This is a genomic window from Microbacterium sp. P2_F9, assembly GCF_056403635.1.
Genome location: NZ_JBFUFC010000045.1, coordinates 1 through 21,727 on the forward strand (window position 1 = coordinate 1; position 21,727 = coordinate 21,727).

Annotated in this window: 19 protein-coding genes and 1 pseudogene; 9 read left to right on the top strand and 11 right to left on the bottom strand. The window is 69.5% G+C overall.

All coding sequences use genetic code 11. From position 1 onward, the window contains the following. A partial coding sequence (locus AC1DVT_RS07095) for an alpha/beta fold hydrolase (protein WP_477387700.1) occupies nucleotides 1-810 on the bottom strand: 810 nt, incomplete at its 3' end. Between the two features lie 181 nt (nucleotides 811-991). Between AC1DVT_RS07095 and chrA the strand changes: the two genes are divergently transcribed. Beyond that, a complete protein-coding gene (chrA, locus tag AC1DVT_RS07100) occupies nucleotides 992-2,209 on the top strand; it encodes a chromate efflux transporter (protein ID WP_477387702.1) in 1,218 nt (405 codons plus the stop codon). A 25-nt stretch (nucleotides 2,210-2,234) separates the two neighbouring features. Here chrA and AC1DVT_RS07105 read toward each other — a convergent pair whose 3' ends face one another. After that, nucleotides 2,235-2,906 (bottom strand): esterase/lipase family protein, encoded by a 672-nt coding sequence (locus AC1DVT_RS07105; RefSeq protein WP_457100382.1) that lies wholly within the window; start codon nucleotides 2,904-2,906, stop codon nucleotides 2,235-2,237. A 77-nt stretch (nucleotides 2,907-2,983) separates the two neighbouring features. Here AC1DVT_RS07105 and AC1DVT_RS07110 point away from each other — a divergent pair, with 77 nt between their 5' ends. Then, the gene (locus tag AC1DVT_RS07110; protein ID WP_477387704.1) at nucleotides 2,984-4,561 is read left to right on the top strand and encodes an SLC13 family permease; all 1,578 of its coding nucleotides are present in this window, start codon (nucleotides 2,984-2,986) and stop codon (nucleotides 4,559-4,561) included. Nucleotides 4,562-4,645: 84 nt separating this feature from the next. Here AC1DVT_RS07110 and AC1DVT_RS07115 read toward each other — a convergent pair whose 3' ends face one another. After that, nucleotides 4,646-5,713 carry an SDR family NAD(P)-dependent oxidoreductase gene (locus tag AC1DVT_RS07115; RefSeq protein ID WP_477387706.1) on the bottom strand — a complete coding sequence of 356 codons (1,068 nt, stop codon included), beginning with the start codon at nucleotides 5,711-5,713 and terminating at the stop codon, nucleotides 4,646-4,648. A gap of 55 nt (nucleotides 5,714-5,768) precedes the next feature. Here AC1DVT_RS07115 and AC1DVT_RS07120 point away from each other — a divergent pair, with 55 nt between their 5' ends. Together AC1DVT_RS07120 and AC1DVT_RS07125 are read left to right on the top strand one after the other, a co-directional pair. After that, nucleotides 5,769-6,338 carry a TetR/AcrR family transcriptional regulator gene (locus AC1DVT_RS07120; protein ID WP_477387708.1) on the top strand — a complete coding sequence of 190 codons (570 nt, stop codon included), beginning with the start codon at nucleotides 5,769-5,771 and terminating at the stop codon, nucleotides 6,336-6,338. A gap of 21 nt (nucleotides 6,339-6,359) precedes the next feature. Further along, nucleotides 6,360-6,710, top strand: a complete 351-nt coding sequence (locus tag AC1DVT_RS07125) for a DUF7882 family protein (protein WP_477387710.1) — start codon at nucleotides 6,360-6,362, stop codon at nucleotides 6,708-6,710. Between the two features lie 204 nt (nucleotides 6,711-6,914). Here AC1DVT_RS07125 and AC1DVT_RS07130 read toward each other — a convergent pair. From AC1DVT_RS07130 to AC1DVT_RS07160, 7 genes and pseudogenes are all read right to left on the bottom strand, one after another. Beyond that, a pseudogene (locus AC1DVT_RS07130) lies at nucleotides 6,915-7,235 on the bottom strand (DUF7882 family protein); the annotation flags it as partial. 89 nt (nucleotides 7,236-7,324) lie between these two features. Beyond that, nucleotides 7,325-7,960: an NADPH-dependent F420 reductase gene (locus AC1DVT_RS07135; RefSeq protein WP_477387712.1), complete on the bottom strand. Its 636-nt coding sequence runs from the start codon at nucleotides 7,958-7,960 to the stop codon at nucleotides 7,325-7,327. 55 nt (nucleotides 7,961-8,015) lie between these two features. After that, nucleotides 8,016-9,428, bottom strand: a complete 1,413-nt coding sequence (locus tag AC1DVT_RS07140; RefSeq protein WP_477387714.1) for an aspartate aminotransferase family protein — start codon at nucleotides 9,426-9,428, stop codon at nucleotides 8,016-8,018. A gap of 63 nt (nucleotides 9,429-9,491) precedes the next feature. After that, nucleotides 9,492-11,789 carry a beta-xylosidase/alpha-l-arabinosidase gene (locus AC1DVT_RS07145; RefSeq protein WP_477387716.1) on the bottom strand — a complete coding sequence of 766 codons (2,298 nt, stop codon included), beginning with the start codon at nucleotides 11,787-11,789 and terminating at the stop codon, nucleotides 9,492-9,494. After that, complete coding sequence (locus AC1DVT_RS07150) at nucleotides 11,786-12,652, bottom strand: carbohydrate ABC transporter permease (protein ID WP_477387718.1); 867 nt, start codon at nucleotides 12,650-12,652, stop codon at nucleotides 11,786-11,788. The genes AC1DVT_RS07145 and AC1DVT_RS07150 overlap by 4 nt, the downstream gene beginning before the upstream one ends. Beyond that, complete coding sequence (locus AC1DVT_RS07155; RefSeq protein WP_477387720.1) at nucleotides 12,649-13,674, bottom strand: carbohydrate ABC transporter permease; 1,026 nt, start codon at nucleotides 13,672-13,674, stop codon at nucleotides 12,649-12,651. The genes AC1DVT_RS07150 and AC1DVT_RS07155 overlap by 4 nt, the downstream gene beginning before the upstream one ends. Before the next feature lie 12 nt (nucleotides 13,675-13,686). Continuing rightward, a complete protein-coding gene (locus AC1DVT_RS07160; protein ID WP_477387722.1) occupies nucleotides 13,687-14,976 on the bottom strand; it encodes an ABC transporter substrate-binding protein in 1,290 nt (429 codons plus the stop codon). Between the two features lie 175 nt (nucleotides 14,977-15,151). Here AC1DVT_RS07160 and AC1DVT_RS07165 point away from each other — a divergent pair, with 175 nt between their 5' ends. Further along, nucleotides 15,152-16,147: a LacI family DNA-binding transcriptional regulator gene (locus tag AC1DVT_RS07165; RefSeq protein ID WP_477387724.1), complete on the top strand. Its 996-nt coding sequence runs from the start codon at nucleotides 15,152-15,154 to the stop codon at nucleotides 16,145-16,147. 18 nt (nucleotides 16,148-16,165) lie between these two features. Here the strand turns inward: AC1DVT_RS07165 and AC1DVT_RS07170 are convergent, their stop codons facing one another. Continuing rightward, nucleotides 16,166-17,329, bottom strand: coding sequence for an ROK family protein (locus AC1DVT_RS07170; protein WP_477387726.1), 1,164 nt, complete (start codon nucleotides 17,327-17,329; stop codon nucleotides 16,166-16,168). Nucleotides 17,330-17,521: 192 nt separating this feature from the next. Here AC1DVT_RS07170 and xylA point away from each other — a divergent pair, with 192 nt between their 5' ends. The 4 genes from xylA to AC1DVT_RS07190 form a co-directional block, all read left to right on the top strand. Next, nucleotides 17,522-18,709: a xylose isomerase gene (gene xylA / locus AC1DVT_RS07175; protein WP_477387728.1), complete on the top strand. Its 1,188-nt coding sequence runs from the start codon at nucleotides 17,522-17,524 to the stop codon at nucleotides 18,707-18,709. 212 nt (nucleotides 18,710-18,921) lie between these two features. Next, nucleotides 18,922-20,250, top strand: a complete 1,329-nt coding sequence (xylB, locus tag AC1DVT_RS07180) for a xylulokinase (RefSeq protein WP_477387730.1) — start codon at nucleotides 18,922-18,924, stop codon at nucleotides 20,248-20,250. A 57-nt stretch (nucleotides 20,251-20,307) separates the two neighbouring features. Then, nucleotides 20,308-20,988 (top strand): GTP pyrophosphokinase, encoded by a 681-nt coding sequence (locus tag AC1DVT_RS07185; protein ID WP_477387731.1) that lies wholly within the window; start codon nucleotides 20,308-20,310, stop codon nucleotides 20,986-20,988. Nucleotides 20,989-21,156: 168 nt separating this feature from the next. Beyond that, on the top strand, nucleotides 21,157-21,727 hold a 571-nt coding region (locus tag AC1DVT_RS07190; RefSeq protein ID WP_477387733.1), incomplete at its 3' end, for a transposase.

The window sequence follows — 21,727 nt, forward strand, 5'->3', positions numbered from 1 at the left end:
CATGAAGAGCCGGATCAGGTGGGCGAGTTCCCTCGGGTGGCTGAAGTTGATCGCGTGCGCCGCGCCCTCGAGCATGACGAGCAGCACGTGGCTCTCGGTCTGCTCGGCGATCTCCGAGACGCGCGAGGGCCCCGGAATGAGCGGATCCTTCGTCCCCACCACGACCAGGGTCGGGATGCGCAGCTCCAGCAGCCGCGCCAGCGTGGGGTACTTGGTGAGCGCGCGGAACATCTGGAACGTGCTGGGGACGCCGAAGCGCACGTAGTCGGGCGTGGCGACCGTGACCAGCTTGGGGGGCTCGCGGCCGCCGTCACGGGCGAGCTGACCCATGGCGCGGCCCAGCGGCTGGTTGTAGAGGCCGCCGGCAGGGGAGACGAGGACAGCCCGTTCGATGCGCTCGGGAAAAGTGTGGGCGAACTCGACGATGACGGGACACCCCATCGAATTGCCGACGAGGGTCGCGCGCTCGACTCCGCGATCGTCGAGGAACCGCATCGCGTCATGCGCGAGGTCCGGCACGTCGAGTCCGCCGCGGGTCTTGCCGCTGCGTCCGAATCCCGGGAGATCGGGCACGAGGGTGTGGAAGTCGTCGCGCAGCAGTTCGGCGGTGGGCAGCAGATATCGTCCCGACAGCCCAAACCCGTGCACGTGCATCATGGCCGGGGCGTCCGGCTTCTCGGGCGACTCGCGGTAGAAGATCGGGACCCCGTCGACGACCGTCCAGCGTTCAGCGAGAGCGGACGCCGGGTGCCGCGGTGTGCGCCGCTCGATGTGCTTCGCCTGTCGCGCATTGCGGGCTGAGTCCGGCATTCCTCCCCCTTCCGAGCGGCGCGCACCGGTGATGTTCCGGGCGCGCGCTCCCCCTTCGCACGGTGCCAGATGCAGGGCCCCCCGTCAAGGAACCCGCCGCCCGCCGATACAGTGGGCACCGCGAGCAGCCGGCTCGCGATCGCGGGCACCCTGCCCGGTTCGCACTCGCATCGGAGCCACGATGAGCACTGCACCGCGGCCCGTCCGGGCAGCGCCGGAGGGCACGGTCGGCGAAGTCTTCCTCGCCTTCCTCCGCCTCGGATTGACGTCGTTCGGTGGGCCGATCGCCCACCTCGGCTACTTCCGCGACGACCTCGTGGTGCGCCGCAAGTGGGTCGACGACAAGGCGTACGCCGACTTGGTCGCACTCTGCCAGTTCCTCCCGGGGCCGGCGTCGAGCCAGGTCGGATTCGGGCTCGGACTCCTCCGGGCGGGTCCGCTCGGCGCGCTCGCGGCCTTCCTGGCATTCACGCTGCCATCGGCGGTGCTCATGGTCGGCTTCGCCTACGGCGCCTCGCTCTTCCGCGGGGTGATCGGCTCCGGCATCCTGATCGGTCTGAAGATCGTCGCCGTCGCGATCGTCGCCCAGGCGGTGGCCGGGATGGCCCGGACCCTCACCCCCGACCCGCAGCGGGCCACGATCGCCGTCGTCGCCGCGGGATTCGCCGTGCTGATGGCGGGCTCGGCCGGTCAGGTCGTCGCGATCATCGTCGGCGCGATGGCCGGCCTCGTCTTCTGCCGAGACACCGCCGCGCCGCCGGTGGGGCGGGTCGAGTTCCCGGTCAGCCGCCTGGCCGGCTGGCTGTCGCTCGGAGTGTTCGCGGTGCTCCTCATCGGCGTCCCGATCGCGGCGGCGGCGGTCTCGTCGGGCGCCCTCAGCCTGTTCGACGCGTTCTACCGCGCCGGGGCCCTCGTATTCGGCGGCGGACACGTCGTACTTCCCCTGCTCGACGCCGAGGTCGTGCAGACCGGATGGGTCACCCCCACCGAGTTCCTCTCCGGGTATGCCGCGGCCCAGGCCGTGCCGGGGCCGCTGTTCAGCTTCGCGGCCTACCTGGGGGTGCTCGCCGATGTCGGTCCAGGAGGCATCGCCGGCGCGGCGGTCGCCCTCGTGGCCGTGTTCCTGCCCGGGTTCCTGCTGCTGGTCGGCGTGCTCCCGTTCTGGAACGCCTTCCGCACCAGCACGCTCGCGCAGGCGGTCATGCGCGGGGCGAACGCCGCGGTCGTCGGCATCCTCGCGGCCGCGCTCTACGACCCGGTCTTCGTCGGCGCCATCATCGACCCGGCGTCGTTCCTGCTAGCGCTCCTGTGCTTCGTGCTGCTGATGGCATGGCGGATGCCGGCGTGGGGCGTCGTCATCGTGGGTGCGGTGGGCGGCATCCTGGTCGGCCTCGCCTGACCCCGGCGACGTCCGGGCAGAACCACTACGCCGCGGCGGCCTCGACCACGAGCCGGATCGTCTCGGGCTGCCCGATCACCCGGAAATGCCCGCCGGTGTCGATCGTGTGGTTGGTGCCGCCCTCGAGCTCCCAGAGGCCCGGGATGTGCGGATCAAAGACCCCCGAGATGCTGGTGATCCGGGAATTGACGTCGATGATCTTCTGCAGATGCAGGGTGGTCGGGTCGGTCGGCGAGAACGACCGCAGGCTCGGGCTCAGCATGAAGCGGGCGTAGATCGAACCGGCGAACGGCGTGGCCAGGGCGACCATGCTGTGGATGCGCTGCTGCGGGTCGAGCTCGGTCATCAGGTACTTGCCGATGAGCCCGCCCTTGCTGTGCGCCACGATGACGACATCGCGCAGGTCGTGCTCTTCGAGGTACCCGGCGACGAGCCGCGCCGTGTCGGCGACCGGCCGGCCGTTGCGGCGCAGCGCCGGGAGCACATGCACGGGATGTCCGGCGGCATGCAGGGGCTCGATGAGCGGCCGGAGGAAACCCCAGGTCTCCCAGATCCCCGGGAGCATGAGCACCGGCCGTCCCGTGCCGGTGCGGAACTTCTCGCCGTCTCGGGAACCGAGGAACGACTGGATCTGCCAGTGCGCGGCGAAGGCGTAGTCCTTCACCCACCACGACAGCACTCTCCGCCGGTCAGCCACCCCCTGAGGATACGGCCTGTCCGGCCAGGAGTCCGGGTTCGCACCGGTCGGAGACCTGCGTGGCTACGCTGAACGCCATGGACCAGATCACCGTGGACCCGATCGCCGCGACCCTCGTCATCCTGGTCCTGGCGATCGTCGCCTTCGTGAGCAATCGGCTCCCGCTCGGCATCGTGGCGATCGGCGTCTCGCTCGCGCTCTTCCTCACCGGCGTGCTCACGCTCCAGCAGACCCTCGCGGGGTTCGGCGATCCGACGGTCATCTTCATCGCGACACTGTTCGTGGTGAGCGAGTCCCTGGATGCGACCGGCGTGACGGCGTGGGCCGGCCACAAGGTGATCGCACGAGCGGGCACGAAGCGGATGCCGCTGCTGATCGTGATMTGCAGCCTCGTGGCGGCGACCTCGGCGCTGATCAGCATCAACGGCGCCGTGGCCGCGCTGCTTCCGCTCGTGGTGGTGGTCGCGGCACGCGCCGGGATCAAGACCTCCCAGCTGCTCATGCCGCTCGCGTTCGCGGCATCCGCGGGTTCTCTGCTGCTCCTCACCGGGACGCCGGTCAACATCATCGTCTCGGACATGGCCGCCGCGAGCGGCGGACGGGCGTTCGGCTTCTTCGAGTTCGCCCTCGTCGGCGTGCCCATCGTCATCGTCACTGTGGCGTTCATCGTCCTGTTCGGCGCGCCGCTGCTGCCCAAGCGCAACGGCGCGTCGATGCCGATGGACCTCGTGCGTCACGCGCGACTGCTGCGGGACCAGTACTCGCTGAGCCTCGACACCGGCATGATCATGGGTCCGCAGAACGGCGTGACCGAGGTCGTGATCCCGCCGCGCTCGCCTTTGATCGGCACGAAGGTCTACCCCGGGATGGCGACACCCGACGGCGAGCTCGCGATCCTCGCCGCGCGGCGAGGCGACCAGCAGCTCAAGGGCCAGGAGATCTCGGTGCACGCCGGCGACGCTCTGCTGCTGCAGGGCACGTGGGACGAGCTCACGCGCCACACCGACGCCCCCGGAGTGCTCGTCGTCGATGCGCCGAGCCTGATGCGCCGGGCGGTGCCCCTCGGGAAGGGCGCGAAGCGCGCGCTCGTCATCCTCGCGGCCATGGTGCTGCTCCTGGCCACCGGGTTCGTTCCTCCGGCGATCGCCGGTCTGCTCACCGCCGGTGCCATCGTGGTGACGCGCACGGTCAGTCCTGCGCAGGCCTACCGCTCCATCTCGTGGACGACGGTCGTGCTCATCGCGGGGATGATCCCGCTGTCCACCGCGTTCACCGTGACCGGCACCGCCGACCTCGTCGCGGGCTGGCTGCTCACGGTGATCGGCGACTCCGGCGCCTACGTCGCGCTGGCGGTGCTGTGCGTGCTGACGCTCGTACTGAGCCAGCTGATCAGCAACACGGCGACGGTGCTCATCGTCGCCCCCATCGCGGTCTCGCTCGCCAGCGCCATGGGCGTCTCCGTGCAGCCGTTCATGATGGCGCTGACCGTGGTCGCGGCCGCCGCCTTCCTCACCCCGATCGCCACGCCGGTGAACCTCATGGTGATGGAGGCCGGCGGGTACCGGTTCGGCGACTACTGGAAGCTGGGGCTGCCGCTCGCGATCATCTACCTGCTCTTCGCGGTCTTCTACGTGCCGCTCGTCTGGCCCTTCTGACGCCCCTGCCGCGGCATCCGCCCCGAACGAGACTGCGGCCCCGGAGCGGATGCTCCGGGGCCGCAGTCTGCGGTCTCGCAGGGGCTACGCGACCGACCAGCCGTTGTCGCTGGCGAGCACGATGCCGTTGACGTTGACGCCGTCATCGCTCAGCAGGAACGTGATCGACGCGGCCAGGGCCTCGGCCTCGGCGGCGTCCGGCAGGATCTGCATGCCGAACTGGACGCGCTCGGCGCCCAGGGGCGAGCCGAACTTCGCCTCGATGTTGGTGATGGTGGGTCCCGGGGCGACCGCGTTGACGCGGATGCCGCTCGGGCCGTACATGAAGGCGCTCGACTTGGTGAGCCCGACGACGGCGTGCTTGGACGCCGTGTAGGCGGCACCGGCTGCCGAACCGCGGAGAGCCGCCTCCGAGGCGGTGTTGACGATCGAGCCGCCGCCCTGAGCCAGCATCGTGGGGATGACGGCGCGGGTGAGCTTCATGGTGCCGGTGACGTTGACGCGCATGACGCGCTCCCAGACGGCATCGGACAGGTCGCCGACCGGGGTCATGTCGTCCATGATCCCGGCGATGTTCGCGAGGCCGTCGATCGTCTCGCCGGCGGCTTCGACGATGGCGGCCACGCCGGCGTCGTCGGTGATGTCCGCGGTGAGCGAGACGATGTCGGCTCCGGCGTGCTCGGCGACGAACTCGTCGAGGCGCTCCTGGCTGACGTCGACCGCGATGACGCGGCCACCCTCACGGGCGACGCGCGAGGCGGTGGCGCGGCCGATGCCGGAGCCGGCGCCGGTCACGATGACGGTCTGGCCGGTGAAGCGGCCCTCGTTGATGCGCTCGGTCCACTCGCGGAGCGGAACGGCGGACACGGATGCCTCGTCGTCGCCCTCGGTGTTGATGGCCGGCGCGGCAGCGGCGCCTGCAGGCACGTCGCCGGCGGCGGCGCGCGCGACGAGGCCGTCGAGCATGTCCTGGGTGAAGGCACCCTGGCTCAGCTTCACGAGCCGCTTGATCGCGAGTCGGCGGACGGGCTTGAACGCGTCCGGGGTCTGACCGCTCTGGGCCAGCATGTCGGTGAGGATCGCGTTGCCCGCAGGATCTGCGAGCCAGTCGGCGATCGAGGTGTCGCCCGAGAGGGCCTTGGTGGTAGCCATGATGCTTCTCTTTCCTTTTCGACCGGACAGCAGTGTCCGGTACTAGGCTACACCCGTGCTCACCCAGCAGAATCACCCGACGAAGACCAACCGCGGCCCGGCCGCCGGCCCCGGAAACCGTCGGGCGCTCATCGCCGCCGCGCGTGCCGTCTACGCCGAATCGGGGCTGGGCGCGCCGTTCAGCGCGATCGCCAAGCGCGCCGGCGTCGGACAGGGCAGCCTCTACCGGCACTTCCCCGACCGCACCGCACTCGCGGTCGCCGTGTTCGAAGACAACGTGATCGACCTCGAGGAGTTCACTGCTCCCGAGGGCCGCACGGTCGACGACCTGCTCGGCCGCGTCGTCGAGCAGGCGGTGGCCTCCACCGCCCTCATCGAGCTGGTCACCGCCGACTTGCAGGACCCGCGGGTCGTGCCGCTCGGCGAGCGATTCAACGGCCTCGTGTCGCGGCTCGTCGTCCGCGAACGCGCGGCAGGACGCATCGGAAGCCACGTCGAACCGGAAGACGTGGCGATGGCGACGGGGATGCTGGCGACCGAGCTCGCCCGGACCCCTCCTGCCCTTCGCGCCGAGGCCGCCGTCCGCGCCCGAGCGCTTTTCCACAACGCCTTCGCACCACGCTGACGGCGGACGTATGCTCCTCATATGGGGAGATTCATCTACGACACGGCAGCGAACTCGGTGGACATCGACGACCGCACGCTCGCCCATCTGCGCATCGTCGTCATGAACAAGCTCCGCCGCTCGGAGTCGTTCATGTTCGATGTCGAGATCGGCGACGGCAGCGGGCGCAGGAGCTTCTGGATGAACCCCWCCGTGCCGATCCAGTTCCACTTCTTCGGCAGCCGTCAGCCGCGGATCAACCGCCTGTGGGTGGAAGAGCTCATGCAGGCCGCGAGCGGTCCGAACGGCCTCAGCATCGTTCCTGAGCCGGCCGAGGACTTGCCCCTGTCCGAAGAGCCGCCGGCAGCCGGAGAGGCGATCTCCGCGGCCTGAACGACCGGCGCCGAACCGTCAGTCGTCCTCGACCGGTGGAGCGTCGAGGGCTGCACCGGCGACGCTCTCCATGTCGGCCGCGTCGGTTCCCGCGGTGAGATCGGTGCCGTTGACGCTCAGCCGGTCGATCTCGAGGTGGGCGACCTCGACGTTGGCGAGGGACACGGAATCTCCCAGCGAGACGCCGTCGGCGTCGGAACCCTCGATCGTGGGGACCGGACCGGTGTCGAAGTGCTCGGCGACGAGCATGATCCCGCCGGAGGAGTTGGCCGAGTTCGCGAGATCTTCGAGCCAGGACCGGCTCAGCTCCGGCGGTTCCGGTTCGTCGAACACGAACCGCAGCGCGATCGAGGGGTGCATCCAGACGGTGCTCCGCCCGCGTGGCTGATCCTCGGGGTGGCGCCACGACACGGTGAAGCTCTCGTCCCGCCGCAGCTTGGTCGCGATCACGACTTTCAGGTGCGCGAGAGCGCGGTCTTCGATATGGATCGGCGTGCCCGAATCCCCGTAATACATGGTTCCCACGCGCCCACCCTAACCCTCGATCGAACGGATCCGATCACCGCGCTCCGCACCGGACACACGAGTGGCCCGGCGCGGAGCGCGATCGTTCGTCAGCGGGTGGCGCGAGCCAGGTTTGCGACGAGCTCTTCCCTGTTCTGGCGGACGACGTACGCGGGCTGATCGCGCTCCACGCGCCAGCTCTCCGCCAGCGGTCCGACGTCGACGGTGTCGAAGCCGAAGGCGTTGTAGAGGTCGGTGACCCAGGCAGAGGCATCCGCGTGATCGCTCGAGGTGGCGAGCGCGCGACGGTCCTTGGAGCCCGCCGGCGTGCCGTCGGTCAGGATCTGGCTGGACTGGATGTGGTTGAACGCCTTCGCGACCCGCGACGTCGGCAGGTGCTCCTGAAGCAGCCCGGCGGTCGTCGCCCGCTTCTCGTCGAGGGCTGCGATGTGCCCATCGCGCTCCCAGTAGTAGTTGTTGGTGTCGAGCACGATCTTGCCGGCGAGCGGCTCGACCGGCACCTCCTGGTACGCCTTGAGCGGCACCGTCACGATGACGATGTCACCGGATGCCGCGGCATCCGTCGTCGTCCCCGCCGTGGCCTTCGGCCCGAGCTCGGCGACGAACTCGGCCAGGCTCGCCGGCCCGCGCGAATTGCTGATCACGACCTCGTACCCGTGGTCGACGAGACCCCGCGCGAGGGTCGATCCGATGTGTCCTGCTCCGATGATTCCGACTCGTGTCATGCCGAAGGTAAAGCCCACCCGGCACCCGGGCATTCCCCCTGTTACGGCAGATTGCTCAGAGGCGGGCCCAGGCCTCGGTCAGCACGCCGCGGAGGAGCTGCTCGATCTCGGTGAACTCGGCCGGCCCGATCGTGAGGGGCGGGGCGAGCTGGATGACGGGATCCCCGCGGTCGTCGGCGCGGCAGTAGAGCCCCGCTTCGAACAGGGCCTTGGAGAGGAACCCGCGCAGGAGCCGCTCGGCCTCGTCGTCGTCGAAGGTCGCCTTCGTGGCCTTGTCCTTGACCAGCTCGATGCCGAAGAAGTACCCGTCGCCGCGCACGTCGCCGACGATCGGGAGGTCGGTGAGCCGCTCGAGCGTCGAGCGGAAGAGGGGTGAGTTCTCGCGGACCCGCTCGTTCAGGCCCTCCTCCTCGAAGATGTCGAGATTGGCGAGCGCGACGGCCGCGGAGACCGGATGCCCCGCGAAGGTGTAGCCGTGCGGGAAGCTCGCCTGCCCGCGTGAGAAGGGCTCGTGGATGCGGTCGCTGATGATGGTCGCGCCGATGGGGGAGTAGCCGCTCGTCATCGCCTTGGCGCACGTGATCATGTCGGGCACGTACCCGTAGGCATCGCATGCGAACCACTCGCCGATCCGCCCGAAGGCGCAGATCACCTCGTCRCTGACCAGCAGCACGTCGTAGCGATCGCAGATCTCGCGCACGCGGGCGAAGTACCCGGGCGGCGGGGGGAAGCAGCCGCCCGCGTTCTGGACGGGCTCGAGGAACACCGCGGCGATGGTGTCCGGGCCTTCGAACTGGATGGCCTGCTCGATGCGGTCGGCCGCCCACACGCCGAACTCCTCGAGCTCGTCGCCCTTGCCGCTCCACACGAAGCCCGATTCCGCGGCGCGGTAGTGGTTCGTGTTGGGCACCCGGAATCCACCGGGGGTGACCGGCTCGAACATCTCCTTCATCGCGGGGATGCCGGTGATCGYGAGCGCGCCCTGCGGGGTGCCGTGGTAGGCGACCGCGCGCGAGATCACCTTGTGCTTGCCCGGCTTGCCGACGAGCTTCCAGTACTGCTTCGCGAGCTTGAACGCGGTCTCGACGGCCTCGCCGCCACCCGTGGAGAAGAACACCCGGTTGAGGTCGCCCGGGGCGTAGTGCGCCAGCCGCTCCGCAAGCTCGATCGCGGCCGGATGCGCGTACGACCAGATCGGGAAGAAGGCGAGCTCCTCCGCCTGCCGGGCCGCGACCTCGGCGAGGCGCCGGCGTCCGTGACCCGCGTTCACCACGAACAGGCCGGAGAGACCGTCGAAGTAGCGCTTGCCCGAGGCATCCCAGATGTGATGCCCCTCGCCGCGCACGATGATCGGCACGCCGTCACCCTCGGTCATCACCGACTGGCGGGCGAAGTGCATCCACAGGTGATCGCGGGCCTTCGCCTGCAGGGCGACCTGATCGTAGGCGGTTCCGGTGGCGATGGACATGGCAGACCTCCCGTGACGGATGCCTCGACCATATCGGCGCCGTCGACCCGCGCACCATCCTCGCTAGGCGCGCACCGCCGCGACGTCGACCGAGACGGTGCGGCGGTCGGCCGTGGTCACCTCGTGGATCGGCCCGCTGAGCAGCATGGTCGCGCGGGTCTCCTGCGAGTCGCACGAGGCGCCGACCCAGAGTTCGACGTCACCGGGCTCGACGATGCGCACCCCTCGGCGATCGGCGAACGCGAGACGCGCAGACGGCACCTCGAAGCGGACGACGGTTCGCTCGCCGGCCTCGAGGGCGACCCGCGCGTAGCCCACCAGCTGAGCGACGGGACGGGTGACGCTCGCATACACGTCCTTCGCATAGAGCTGCACGACGTCGACCCCGGCGCGCCCGCCGGTGTTGGCGACATCGACCGTGACGCTGAAGGACGCGCTGGTCGCGGACTCGGGCGGTGCGGTCAGCCGGGTGTGCTCGAAGCTCGTGTACGTCAGACCGTGCCCGAACGGCAGGGCCGGAGTGCTGTCGGCGCTCGTGATCTCGGAGGGGCCACCCAGAATCGGGTGCAGGTAGGTATATGGCTGGGCTCCCGCCGAGCGGGGCAGCGAGACGGGAAGCCGACCGGACGGGGCCGCGCGGCCGGTGAGGATCTCGGCGATCGCCGTGCCGCCCTCTTCGCCGGGGAAGAAGGCCTGCACCACAGCGGCCGGAGCGGCGGGACCGTCGATCGCCCACCCGATCGCGTACGGGCGCCCGGACAGCACGACCATGACCGTCGGCACGCCGGTGCCCACGACCTCTTCCACGAGCCGGCGCTGCAGACCAGGCAGCTCCAGATCCTCGACGTCGTTGCCTTCGCCCACGGTGCCGCGTCCGAAAAGTCCCGCGCGATCCCCCACGACGACCACGGCGACTTCGGCGGCGCGTGCCGCGGCGACGGCCGCCGCGATGCCGGTCGCGTCGTCGCCGGTCACGTCGCAGCCGGCTGCGACCTCGATCAGGGCATCCGACAGCTCCGAGCGCAGTGCCGTCGCAAGGCTCGGGATATCCAGGCCCAGGGGGACCTCGGGGTGATGCGCCAGTACATGGTTGACGAAGGAGTAGCAGCCCATCAGGGCCTCCGGCGCGTCGGCGTTCGGACCGATCACCGCGACGCGTGCCCGCGCACCGAGTTCGAGCGGAAGCGTCCCGTCGTTCGAGAGCAGCACGACCGACTCGGCCGCGAGGCGACGTGCGACCTCGCGATGAGCGGGCGTGTCCAGGTCGATCTCGGCGGGCGCCTCTTCGAACGTCTCGTCGAGCAGGCCCAGCTCCGCCTTCTCGGCGAGCACGCGCAGCACCGCACGATCGACGAGAGCTTCGTCCACCCGGCCGTCGCGCACGGCGGCCGCCAGCGGCGCGGTGAAGGCGTCGCCCGTCGGCAGCTCCACATCGATGCCGGCCTCGAGCGCGAGGGCGGCCGCGTGGCCGAGATCCTCGGCGACAGCGTGCATCGAATGCAGGAACGCCACGGAGAAGTAGTCGGAGACGACGACGCCGTCGAAGCCCCAGCGCTCCCGCAGAAGGCCGGTCAGCAGTTCCGCCGATGCAGCGACCGGCACACCGTCGATCGCCGCGTACGAGTTCATGACCGAGCGTGCACCCCCATCGCGGATGGCCATCTCGAACGGCGGGAGCAGCAGGTCCGCGAGCTCGCGCCGGCCGACGTGCACCGGCGCATGATTGCGTCCGGCTTGCGAGGCCGAGTAGCCGACGAAGTGCTTGAGAGTGGCATGGACCCCGGCATCCTGCAGCCCCCGCACATAAGCGGTGCCGATCGTGCCGACGACGTAGGGGTCCTCGGCGATGCACTCGTCGACTCGCCCCCAGCGTGGGTCGCGGATGACGTCGAGCACGGGCGCGAGCCCCTGATGGATGCCGAGCTGTCGCATCGAGTCCCCGATGAGCCGCCCCATCTCCTCCACGAGAGCGGGGTCGAAGGAAGCCCCCCACGCGAGCGGAGTCGGGAAGGTCGCGGCCTTCCAGGCGGCGAGGCCGGTGAGGCACTCCTCGTGGACGATCGCCGGGATGCCGAGCCGAGTCTGCTCCCGCAGGCGCCGCTGCTCGTTCCACAGCCACGTGGCGCGCTCCACCGGATCGACGGGTCGGGTGCCGTACACCCGGGTCAGATGCCCGATGCCATGCGTCGTGGCATCCTCGTACTTCGTCGAGGTCACCATCTCGCCCGCCATCGGGGCGACGAGCTCATCGCCCTGGTCGACCCAGTAGCCGACGAGCTGGCCCAGCTTCTCCTCCAGGGTCATCTGGGCATGCAGGCCCTGAACCCGCTCCGATACCGCCGGGAGCCGAAGTTCACTCATCCCTTCACCGCTCCCGTGAGACCGCCGACGATGCGCCGCTCGAAGAGGCTGAAGAAGGCGAGCGCGGGGATCATCGACAGTGACGTGAAGGCGAGCACCTTCGCGGTGTCCACGGAATACTGCGACGAGAAGGCCTGTACGCCGAGCGGGAGCGTGAAGTTCGCGTTGTCGTTGAGGAGGAACAGCGGCAGCAGATAGCTGTTCCAGCTGCCTATGAAGGCGAGGATGCCGACCGTGATGACTCCGGGGACCGCGAGCGGAAGCACCATGCGCCAGAAGAAGCCGAGGCGGCTGCATCCGTCGATGAACGCGGCCTCCTGGATCTCGTCGGGGATGGCCCGCAGGAACGGCACCAGGATGATGATCGTCGTCGGCAGCCCGAAGGCGATCTGGGGCAGGATGACGCCGGCGAGCGAATTGATGAGCCCGAGGTCGCGCACGACGATGTACAGCGGTGTGATGGCGACGGTGATCGGGAACATGAGCCCGGCGGCGAACAGCGCGTACAGCACCCCTCGGCCCCGGAACTGGTATCGCGCCAGCACGTAGCTGGCCATGAGACCCAGCAGGATCACCCCCGCGGTGGTCGCGACCGCGACGATGGTGGAGTTCATCACCAGAATCCAGAACGTCGGCTCGGTGAGCACATCGATGTAGTTGGAGAACACCCACGGATCGGGCATCCCCGCAGGGTTGGTCGTGATCTGCGAATTCGTGCGGAATCCACCGATGATGATGTAGAGGACGGGGCCGAGCATGAGCGCGACCACGATGAACGCGACGAAGTAGACGACGGGTGTCGCCGCCCGCATCCGGTGAGGTCGGGGTGGGGGCAGCTCAATGGTCGCCAGTGCGGCGGTCATCGGGTGGTCCTTTCGGTGAGCGCGCCCGCGGTGTCGCGGCGGAGGACGAAGCGCTGATAGATCAAGGCGACGACGAGCGAGATGAGGAAGATCACGACGGCGACGGCGTTGCCGTAGCCGAAGTTGCCGGCGTTGCGACCGTTGGAGACCATGTAGGTCGCCATCGTCGACGTGCCGGCGACGGGGGCGATGTACTGCCCCCAGATGATGTACACCAGGTCGAACAGCTGCAGGGCGCCGATGATCGACAGGAACGCCCAGATGCRCAGAGTCGGGCCGAGAAGCGGGATCGTGATGCGCCATTGGATCTGCCAGTAGCTGGCGCCGTCGATGGCGGCCGCCTCATGCAGCTCCTCGGGGATGCCTTGGAGGCCCGCGAGGAAGAGGATGACGGCGAAGCCCACGTACTTCCACGTGAGGATCGCGATGAGCGTCCAGATCGCGATGCTCGGATCCGAGAGCCACTCTCGCGTGAGACCGGACAGCCCCAGATTCTCGAGCAGCCCGTTGAGTGCGCCGTTGGTCGCCAGCATGAGGCTGAAGCCGGTGCCGACCACCACCTCCGCGATCACGTACGGCACGAAGATGAGCACGCGGATCAGCGACTGCCCGCGCATCTTGCGGTTGAGCAGCAGGGCGAGCAGGAGGGCGACTGGTCCCTGGATCAGCAGCGACATCAGGACGATGAACGCGTTGTGACCGAGCGCTTCCTGGAAGTCGGGGTCGGTGAGGATCGTGACGTAGTTCTTCAGTCCGATGAAGTCCGTCGCCGGTCCATAGCCGTGCCAGTTGAAGAAGCCGTAGTACGCCGCCAAGATCACGGGGATGATGACGAAGCCGACGAAGAAGATCACCGCGGGCCCGGCCAGCAGTGCKATCTCCCAACGGCCCGACCGTCCGATTCCTCGGCGCCGGCGGCGCGGCGGCGCCGAGGGCGGCGGTGTGTCGCCGCCGCCCCCGGTCCGCTGCGCGAGATCCGTTTCCGGGCGATCGTCCGTCTTCGGTGTCTCGCTGATATTCATTGCGGAGTGTTCCTAGCCCTTCGCGCCGGCCTGGTTGGCGGCGTCGATCATCTGCTGCGGTGAACTCTGTCCGGCGAGCATCTCGACGACAGCCACGTTGAGCGCGTTTCCGACGTTCTGGCCGAGCACGGTGTCGAGCCACTGCGAGACGAACGGAGCCTTGTTGTAGGCCTCGAGGATCTGCACCAGGTACGGCTCGGTGACACCCGCCTGCGCCACGGTGTTGACGGGCGGCGAGTTGTAGGCCTCGTAGTAGGCCGTCTGCTGGGCGTCCGAACCGATGAAGCTCAGGAAGTCGGCGCACTCCTTCGGCGCCTGCGCGGAGCAGGAGTAGCCGTCGACGCCGCCCATGATGGAGCCGGGCTCACCCTTGCCGCCTGCGACCTCCGGGAACGGGTACCAGGCGAGATCCGCAAGCGGCTTCTCGTCCGGCGTGAGCGAAGCGATCACACCCGGATCCCACGCGCCCATCAGCTCGCCACCCGCCTGGTGGTTCGCGACCAGGCCCGCGGAGCTGCCCGCGCCCTGCTGGGCCGCGGTCGTCAGGAAGCCGTCGTTGAACGGGTCGGTCTTGGCGAAGTCGTCGAGGTCTTCGGCGGCCTTCAGCCAGCAGGGGTCGCTGAAGTCCTTCGAGTCACCCGTCTCCTCCATCGTCGCGGGCGCGCACTCGCGCAGTGCGAACCAGTAGAACCAGTGCGCCGCCGGCCAGGCGTCCTTCGCGCCGAGCGCGAGCGGCGCGACGCCGGTCGCCTTCAGCTTGTCGTTCGCCGCGACCAACTCGTCGATCGTCGTCGGGTTCTCAGTGACCCCGGCGGCGTCGTAGAGGTCCTGGCTGTAGAAGATGCCGCCGGGAAGCACCGACAGCGGCATCGCCCACACCTTGTCCTGGTAGGTCTCCGCCTTGAAGGAGCCCGCCGAGATGTTCTCCTTCGCCTCGCCGGTGATCTTGCCGGTGAGATCCATCAGCTGGCCGGCCTGCACCATGGCGGCCATCTTGCCCCCGCCGCGCTGGAGGAAGATGTCCGGCGGGTCGCCCGCATTGAGCGAGGTCTGCAGCTTGCCGTCCATGTCCTCGTTCTGGATCGACTGCATTTTGATCGTGACGTTCGGGTTGTCCTTCTCGAACGCGGCGATCGCGTCCTTCCAGTACTGCTGGCCGGGCCCCGTGGTGGAGTTCTGCCACAGCGTCATCTCGACGTTCCCGTCGCCGCTGTCTCCGGAGCCGCCGGCACTGCAGCCAGCGAGCGCCAGCGCGCCCACGACGAGTGCGGCGGACCCGGCGAGGATCCTGTTGCGCTTCATGTGATTCCCGTTCTCTTCTTTGAGGTGCACCCCCATCCTCCGGGGTGCCGTGGTCGGCGCGGTTCGGGACCGCGCATGCTCGGCGTGCGAACCGAGCGGGGAAAGTCTGTGCGCGCAACAAATATCTGTCAAACGTTTTCGAAAACGTTTTTCAACCCGTTATGCTTTCGAGATCATGGACCGACGTCCCACCATCACCGATGTCGCCGCCGCGGCCGGCGTCTMCGTGGCGACCGTCTCGAAGGCTGTGAACGGGCGGTACGGGGTCGCCCCTGAGACGATCGACCGGGTGCTGGCGGTCGTGGCAGAGCTCGGCTACGAGTCCAGCCTCATCGCGAGCAGCATGCGCTCTCGCACCACGGGGGTGATCGGTGTGCTCGTGGCAGACTTCGAGCCGTTCAGCGCCGAGATCCTGAAGGGCGTGGGGCAGGCGCTGAGCGACTCGCGCTATGACCTGCTCGCGTACTCGGGCTCTCATGGAGCGGCCGAGGGCTGGGAGCGACGCTCGCTGTCGCGGCTGAGCGGAACCCTCATCGACGGTGCGATCATCGTGACTCCGACGGTGGTCAACGTCGGCACCGAGGTCCCGGTCGTCGCGATCGACCCGCACACGGGCCCTGCCGATGTGCCGACCGTCGAGTGCGACAGCTTCGGCGGGGCGCTCCAGGCGACGCGCCACCTCATCGAGCTCGGCCACTCCCGCATCGGCTTCATCGCAGGGCGAACCGACCTGCGCTCCTCGATCGCTCGTGACGCCGGTTACCGCAGGGCGTTGGCGGATGCCGGACTCTCCGTCGACCCGGCACTCGTCGGGTCCGGCAGCTACCGCCAGGACGCGGTGCGGATCGCCGCCCTCGAGATGCTCCGTCGCGCGGATCGCCCGACGGCAGTGTTCGCCGCCAACGACATCTCCGCACTCGAGATCGTGAAGGTCGCTGCCGAGCTCGGGCTCGCTGTCCCGCAGGATCTGTCGATCATCGGATTCGACGACGTGCCCGAAGCCTCCGCCGCCAACCCGCCGCTGTCGACGGTCCGTCAGCCCATGCAGAGGCTCGGCGCCGAGGCCGCTCGGATGCTGCTCGCGCTCATGCGGGGTGAGGCGCCGGCGGCAACGCACCTCAAACTGCCGACTCGCCTCGTGCCGCGCGCCACGACAGCGCCGCCCGCGTGATCTCGGGTGCTCCGGCGCTCAGTGCAGCGTGACGCCGGCCGGGTCCCGCAGGAGTTCCGCGAGGGCGGCCTCCGCGGCGCCGATCAGCAGGCGATCTTCCCCGAGTGCCGCGGGGAAGATCTCGAGGTCTTCGCCGTTGGCCGGCATCGTCTGCGCCACGACGGCCTGCTTGAGGTCGTCGAGATCGTAKGTGGCCAGCATCCCGAGGAATCCGCCGAGGATCACGACGGACGGGTTGAGCACATTGACGGCGTTGGCGAGTGCGGTCGCGAGGATGCGGCGCTGTCGCGCTATCTCGTCGAGCACTTCGGTCGCACTCGTGGTGCGCAGCAGCTCCGCCAGGGTGGGCTCGTCGGCATTCGGGCGGCCCAGCGCTGCCAGCAGGCGCGCGCGACTGACTTCGTCCTCCAACACGCCATCGGACGCTCGCCGATCCGCGGCCGACGCGATACGCGGTCGGTTCTGGCCGAACTCGCCCGAGTAGCCGGACGCGCCCGCGATCGGCATCCCCTGCACGACGAGGCCGCCGCCGATGCCGCTCGCGCCGCCGTTGAGGTACACGACGTCGTCCACACCGCGCGCGGCGCCGAAGAGGTGCTCAGCGACAACGCCCATGGTCGCGTCATTTCCCACGACCGTGGGCAGTCCCGTTGCCTCTTCGATGAGCTCGCGCAGCGCGACGTCGGTCCACCTCAGGTGCGGGGCATCGCGGACGAGCCCGTCCGACGCGCGCACCAGACCCGGCACGGCGACGCCGATTCCGGCGATGGCCGCATCGGCGAGGTCTTCGGCACGCCACGCGCGGATTCGCTCGGCGATGAGGTGCGCGGTCTGCTCGGGGCCGATGAGGCCGGCCATCTCGATGCGCTCCCGGCGGCGCACCGTGCGGTCGAGTCCGACGGCGCCCAGCGTAAGGGCGTCGACCTCGGGGTTGACCGCGATGGCCATGACCCGAGGGTGCCCACTCACAAGCGGGGAAGGGCGGCCGACGCGCCGGCTGGGGTCCGGTGCGCGCTCCTCGACGACGCCGAGCGCGACGAGATCGCCGACGAGGTCAGCGATCGTGGAGCGATTCAGACCCGTTTCTGCGGTGAGGGTCGCACGGGAGACCGGTCCCTCGAGGTGCGCAAGGCGCAGCAGTCGCGCGAGATTCGCTTGGCGGCTGCCGACCGTCTCGTTCATGAGATGACGGCAGAGCTGACTTCTGTGGGCGGCCGGGAGACGGRGCGGGACACGCAAGCAGTATACGTTGCGATCGACAACAATCCGGGAGGCGGTGCGGCTCTGACGCGACCCGAGCCAGTGGACGAGGCATCCGGAATGGTATAGGTTGTGTCCAACAACAATTATCTCGACCATCCGCAAAGGAGCGTCATGCCCACCCCCACGCCCGCCGACAAGTTCTCATTCGGCCTCTGGACCGTCGGCTACAACGGCACCGACCCGTTCGGCGGCCCGACCCGCAAGCCCCTCGACGTGGTGCACGCCGTCGAGAAGCTCGCCGAGGTGGGCGCCTACGGCCTCACCTTCCACGACGACGATCTGTTCGCCTTCGGCTCGACCGAGGCAGAGCGCCAGTCGCAGATCGACCGCCTCAAGGGTGCGCTCGCCGCGACCGGCCTCATCATCCCGATGGTGACCACCAACCTCTTCTCGGCTCCGGTCTTCAAGGACGGCGGCTTCACCTCGAACGACCGCGACGTCCGCCGCTTCGCCCTCCGCAAGGTCATCCGCCAGCTCGACCTCGGCGCTGAGCTCGGCGCCAAGACCTTCGTCATGTGGGGCGGCCGCGAAGGCGCAGAGTACGACTCGGCCAAGGACATCCGCCAGGCGCTCGAGCGCTACCGCGAGGCTGTCAACCTCCTCGGCGACTACGTCACCGACAAGGGCTACGACATCCGCTTCGCGATCGAGCCCAAGCCGAACGAGCCCCGCGGCGACATCCTGCTGCCGACGCTCGGCCACGCGCTCGCCTTCATCGACTCGCTCGAGCGTCCCGAGCTCGTCGGACTCAACCCCGAGGTCGGACACGAGCAGATGGCGGGCCTCAACTTCGCGGCCGGCATCGCCCAGGCGCTGTACCACGGCAAGCTCTTCCACATCGACCTCAACGGTCAGCGCGGCATCAAGTACGACCAGGACCTCGTGTTCGGTCACGGCGACCTGCACAACGCGTTCGCGCTCGTCGACCTGCTCGAGAACGGCGGCCCCGGCGGCGTTCCGGCCTACGAGGGCCCCCGTCACTTCGACTACAAGCCGAGTCGCACCGAGGACGAGAAGGGCGTCTGGGACTCCGCTGCCGCGAACATCCAGACCTACCTGCTGCTCAAGGAGCGCGCCGCGGCCTTCCGCGCCGACCCCGAGGTGCAGGAGGCGCTCGCCGCCTCGAAGGTCGCCGAGCTGTCGGTTCCGACCCTCAACCCGGGCGAGTCCTACGACGACCTGATCGCCGACCGGGCCTCGTACGAGGACTTCGACACCGACGCGTACCTCGGCGGCAAGGGCTTCGGCTTCGTCCGCCTGCAGCAACTGGCCACCGAGCACCTGCTCGGCGCTCGCTGAGCATCCCGCTCCCACCCAGCCCGTCACGTGCCGGCGCCGCCCACCCGAAGGGCGGCGCCGCACGCTGATGGGCTCCTCTGACCGGTGACCCGGTCCCACAACCCGCGAATCCACCGATTCCGCCCGAGACCACGCAGTTCGCGCTCGGGCTGAGTGGATTCGCACCAAATCGGTGGATTCGCGAGAGTGCGAACCTCAAGGAAGGCAGCGACATGCCACTCGTGATCGGTGTCGACTCGTCGACGCAGTCGTGCAAGGTCGTCGTGACGGATGCCGCGACCGGCGCGGTCGTGCGCTCCGGCCGTGCGTCGCACCCGGACGGCACCGAGGTCGATCCGGCCGCCTGGTGGAGCGCCCTGCAGGTCGCGCTGCGCGACTCGGCGCAGGGACTCGCCATCGATGCGGGCGCACTCGACGACGTCGAGGCCTGGGCGATCGGCGGGCAGCAGCACGGCATGGTCGTGCTCGACGCGGAGGGTCGCGTCATCCGTCCCGCGCTGCTGTGGAACGACACCCGCTCGGCCGGAGCGGCCGCCGACCTGATCGCCGAGTTCGGCGCCGACGAGCTGGCTCGCCGCACCGGCCTCGTGCCGGTGGCGTCGTTCACGATCACGAAGCTGCGCTGGCTGCGCGACCACGAGCCCGAGAACGCCGCCCGCGTGGCGGCGGTCGCCCTCCCGCACGACTGGCTCACCTGGCGCCTTCGGGGCTTCGGCCCGTCGGACGAGTCGCCGCTCGGGCCGGTGCTCGACGAGCTCGTGACGGATCGATCGGATGCCTCGGGCACCGGCTACTGGAACCCCGAGACCAACGGCTACGACCGCGACCTCCTGGTCACGGCGCTCGGCCATGACGCGCTCCTCCCGCGCGTGCTCGGCGCCGACGAGTGGGTCACCGATCCCGACGGACGGCGGGTCGGACCTGGCGCAGGCGACAACGCGGGCGCCGCCCTCGGGCTCGACGCGCAGCCAGGCGACGTCGTCGTCTCGATCGGCACGTCGGGCACGGTGTTCGCCGTGTCCGAGCAGCGCACCATCGACCCGACCGGCACGGTCGCGGGCTTCGCCGATGCGAGCGGGCACTTCCTGCCGCTCGTGGCGACCATGAACGCGGCGCGCGTCCTCGACGCGATCGCCCGGCTGCTGGGCGTCGACTTCGCCGAGCTCAGCCGCCTGGCCCTCACCGCCGAGCCGGGCGCCGGCGGACTCACCCTCGTGCCGTACTTCGAGGGCGAGCGCACGCCGAACCTCCCCGACGCGACGGCCGAGCTCACCGGCATGACGCTCACCTCGACGACCCGCGAGAACCTCGCGCGCGCCGCGGTGGAGGGCATGCTCGGCGGCCTCGCCGCCGGGCTTCAGGCCGTGCGCGACCTCGGTGTTCCGCTCGAGCGGGCCCTGCTGATCGGCGGCAGCGCCCAGTCCGAGGCGGTCCGTGTGATCGCGCCGCTCGTGCTCGGGGTCCCCGTGGTCGTGCCCGAGCCCGGCGAGTACGTCGCGCTCGGCGCCGCGCGCCAGGCCGCCCGCATCCTGCAGGCCTGACCCCGCACAGGCCGGGCTCACAGGTGCCGCAGAGGTGGCATCCGTAGCGTGGAATCCATGGCGAGCACCGTGGACGACACGCCCATCAGCATCTCCCCCTCCCAGCTGCGCGCGCTCAGCGATCAGATGCAGCGGTTCCTGCTCGAGTACCGCTTCGGCATGCAGGAGGTCGAGACCAAGGTCGGGATCCTGCGCGACGAGCTGCAGCATATGCACGACTACAACCCGATCGAGCACGTCTCGAGCCGGGTGAAGTCGCCGGACAGCATCGTCGGCAAAGTCGCGCGCAAGGGCATCGACCCGGACTTCGACACCATCCGCGAGCGCATCACCGACATCGCGGGCGTGCGGGTGACCTGCAGCTTCGTRACCGACGTCTACCGGCTCTTCGACCTGCTCACCGCCCAGGACGACGTGACGGTCCGCCGGGTCAAGGACTACATCGCCCAGCCCAAGCCCAACGGCTACCAGAGCCTGCATGCCGTGGTCGAGGTGCCGGTCTTCCTCTCGACCGGCCGCGTCATCGTGCCGATCGAAGTGCAGTTCCGCACCATCGCGATGGACTTCTGGGCGAGCCTCGAGCACAAGATCTACTACAAGTACGACAACCAGGTGCCCGACCGTCTTGTGGCGGAGCTGAAGGATGCCGCGGACTCCGCCGCCGCCCTCGACCACCGCATGGAGCGGCTCCACCGCGAATTGCACGGCCCGCGTGCCGCCCGCGCACAGCAGGCCTGAGGCCCCCGCCGAATAGAGTGTCGAGCCGAGACGTTCCGCGCGAGCCGACACGTAATCGCCGTATCGGCTCGCGGTCAACGTATCGGCTCGTGGACTCGACAGCCCCCGCCGCACACACCGAACCCGCCGGACACGCCGGATCGCGGCATCCGGGGCGAGAATGGGCCCGTGCCCTCCGCCGACGCCGCGACCGAGAAGTTCGATGCGATCGCGGTCGAGCTCTATGCGCTCCCGCCCGAGCAGTTCACCGCCCAGCGCAATGCCCGGGCCGCCGCTGAACGTGACCTCACCGCACGGCTGAAGGCGCTCCGCAAGCCGACGGTCGCCGCGTGGGCGGTGAACCTCCTCGCCCGCGAGGGCCAGCTCGGCGACGCGCTGGAGCTCGCCGCCGCCCTTCGCGAAGCGCAGGACGACCTCGACGCCGCCGAGCTCTCCCGCCTCAGCCGCCAGCGGCGCGCACTCGTCTCGGCCCTCGCGAGTCAGGCGGTCGACCTCGCGAAGGACCGCGGTGTGGCGGTGAGCGCGGCCGCGCGCGACGACGTGCAGAAGACCGTCAATGCGGCGGTGATGGATGCCGCGGCCGCCGCCGCCGTCATGACCGCGCGACTCACCCGGCCCCTCGAGGCTTCCGGGTTCGATCCCGTCGATGTGTCGGACGCCGTCGGCGGGAGCCTGCCGGGCGTTCCCGACGCGGCGCCGCCGAACCGCGACGAGCTGGCCGAGCGGCGCGCCCGCAAGG

Bases quoted from the DNA above. Each gene is read 5' to 3' on its own strand.
- AC1DVT_RS07150 (WP_477387718.1), bottom strand. From the start codon at position 12,652: ATGACCGCCGCACTGGCGACCATTGAGCTGCCCCCACCCCGACCTCAC.
- AC1DVT_RS07135 (WP_477387712.1), bottom strand. From the start codon at position 7,960: ATGACACGAGTCGGAATCATCGGAGCAGGACACATCGGATCGACCCTC.
- xylB (WP_477387730.1), top strand. From the start codon at position 18,922: ATGCCACTCGTGATCGGTGTCGACTCGTCGACGCAGTCGTGCAAGGTC.
- chrA (WP_477387702.1), top strand. From the start codon at position 992: ATGAGCACTGCACCGCGGCCCGTCCGGGCAGCGCCGGAGGGCACGGTC.
- AC1DVT_RS07115 (WP_477387706.1), bottom strand. From the start codon at position 5,713: ATGGCTACCACCAAGGCCCTCTCGGGCGACACCTCGATCGCCGACTGG.
- xylA (WP_477387728.1), top strand. From the start codon at position 17,522: ATGCCCACCCCCACGCCCGCCGACAAGTTCTCATTCGGCCTCTGGACC.
- AC1DVT_RS07160 (WP_477387722.1), bottom strand. From the start codon at position 14,976: ATGAAGCGCAACAGGATCCTCGCCGGGTCCGCCGCACTCGTCGTGGGC.
- AC1DVT_RS07145 (WP_477387716.1), bottom strand. From the start codon at position 11,789: ATGAGTGAACTTCGGCTCCCGGCGGTATCGGAGCGGGTTCAGGGCCTG.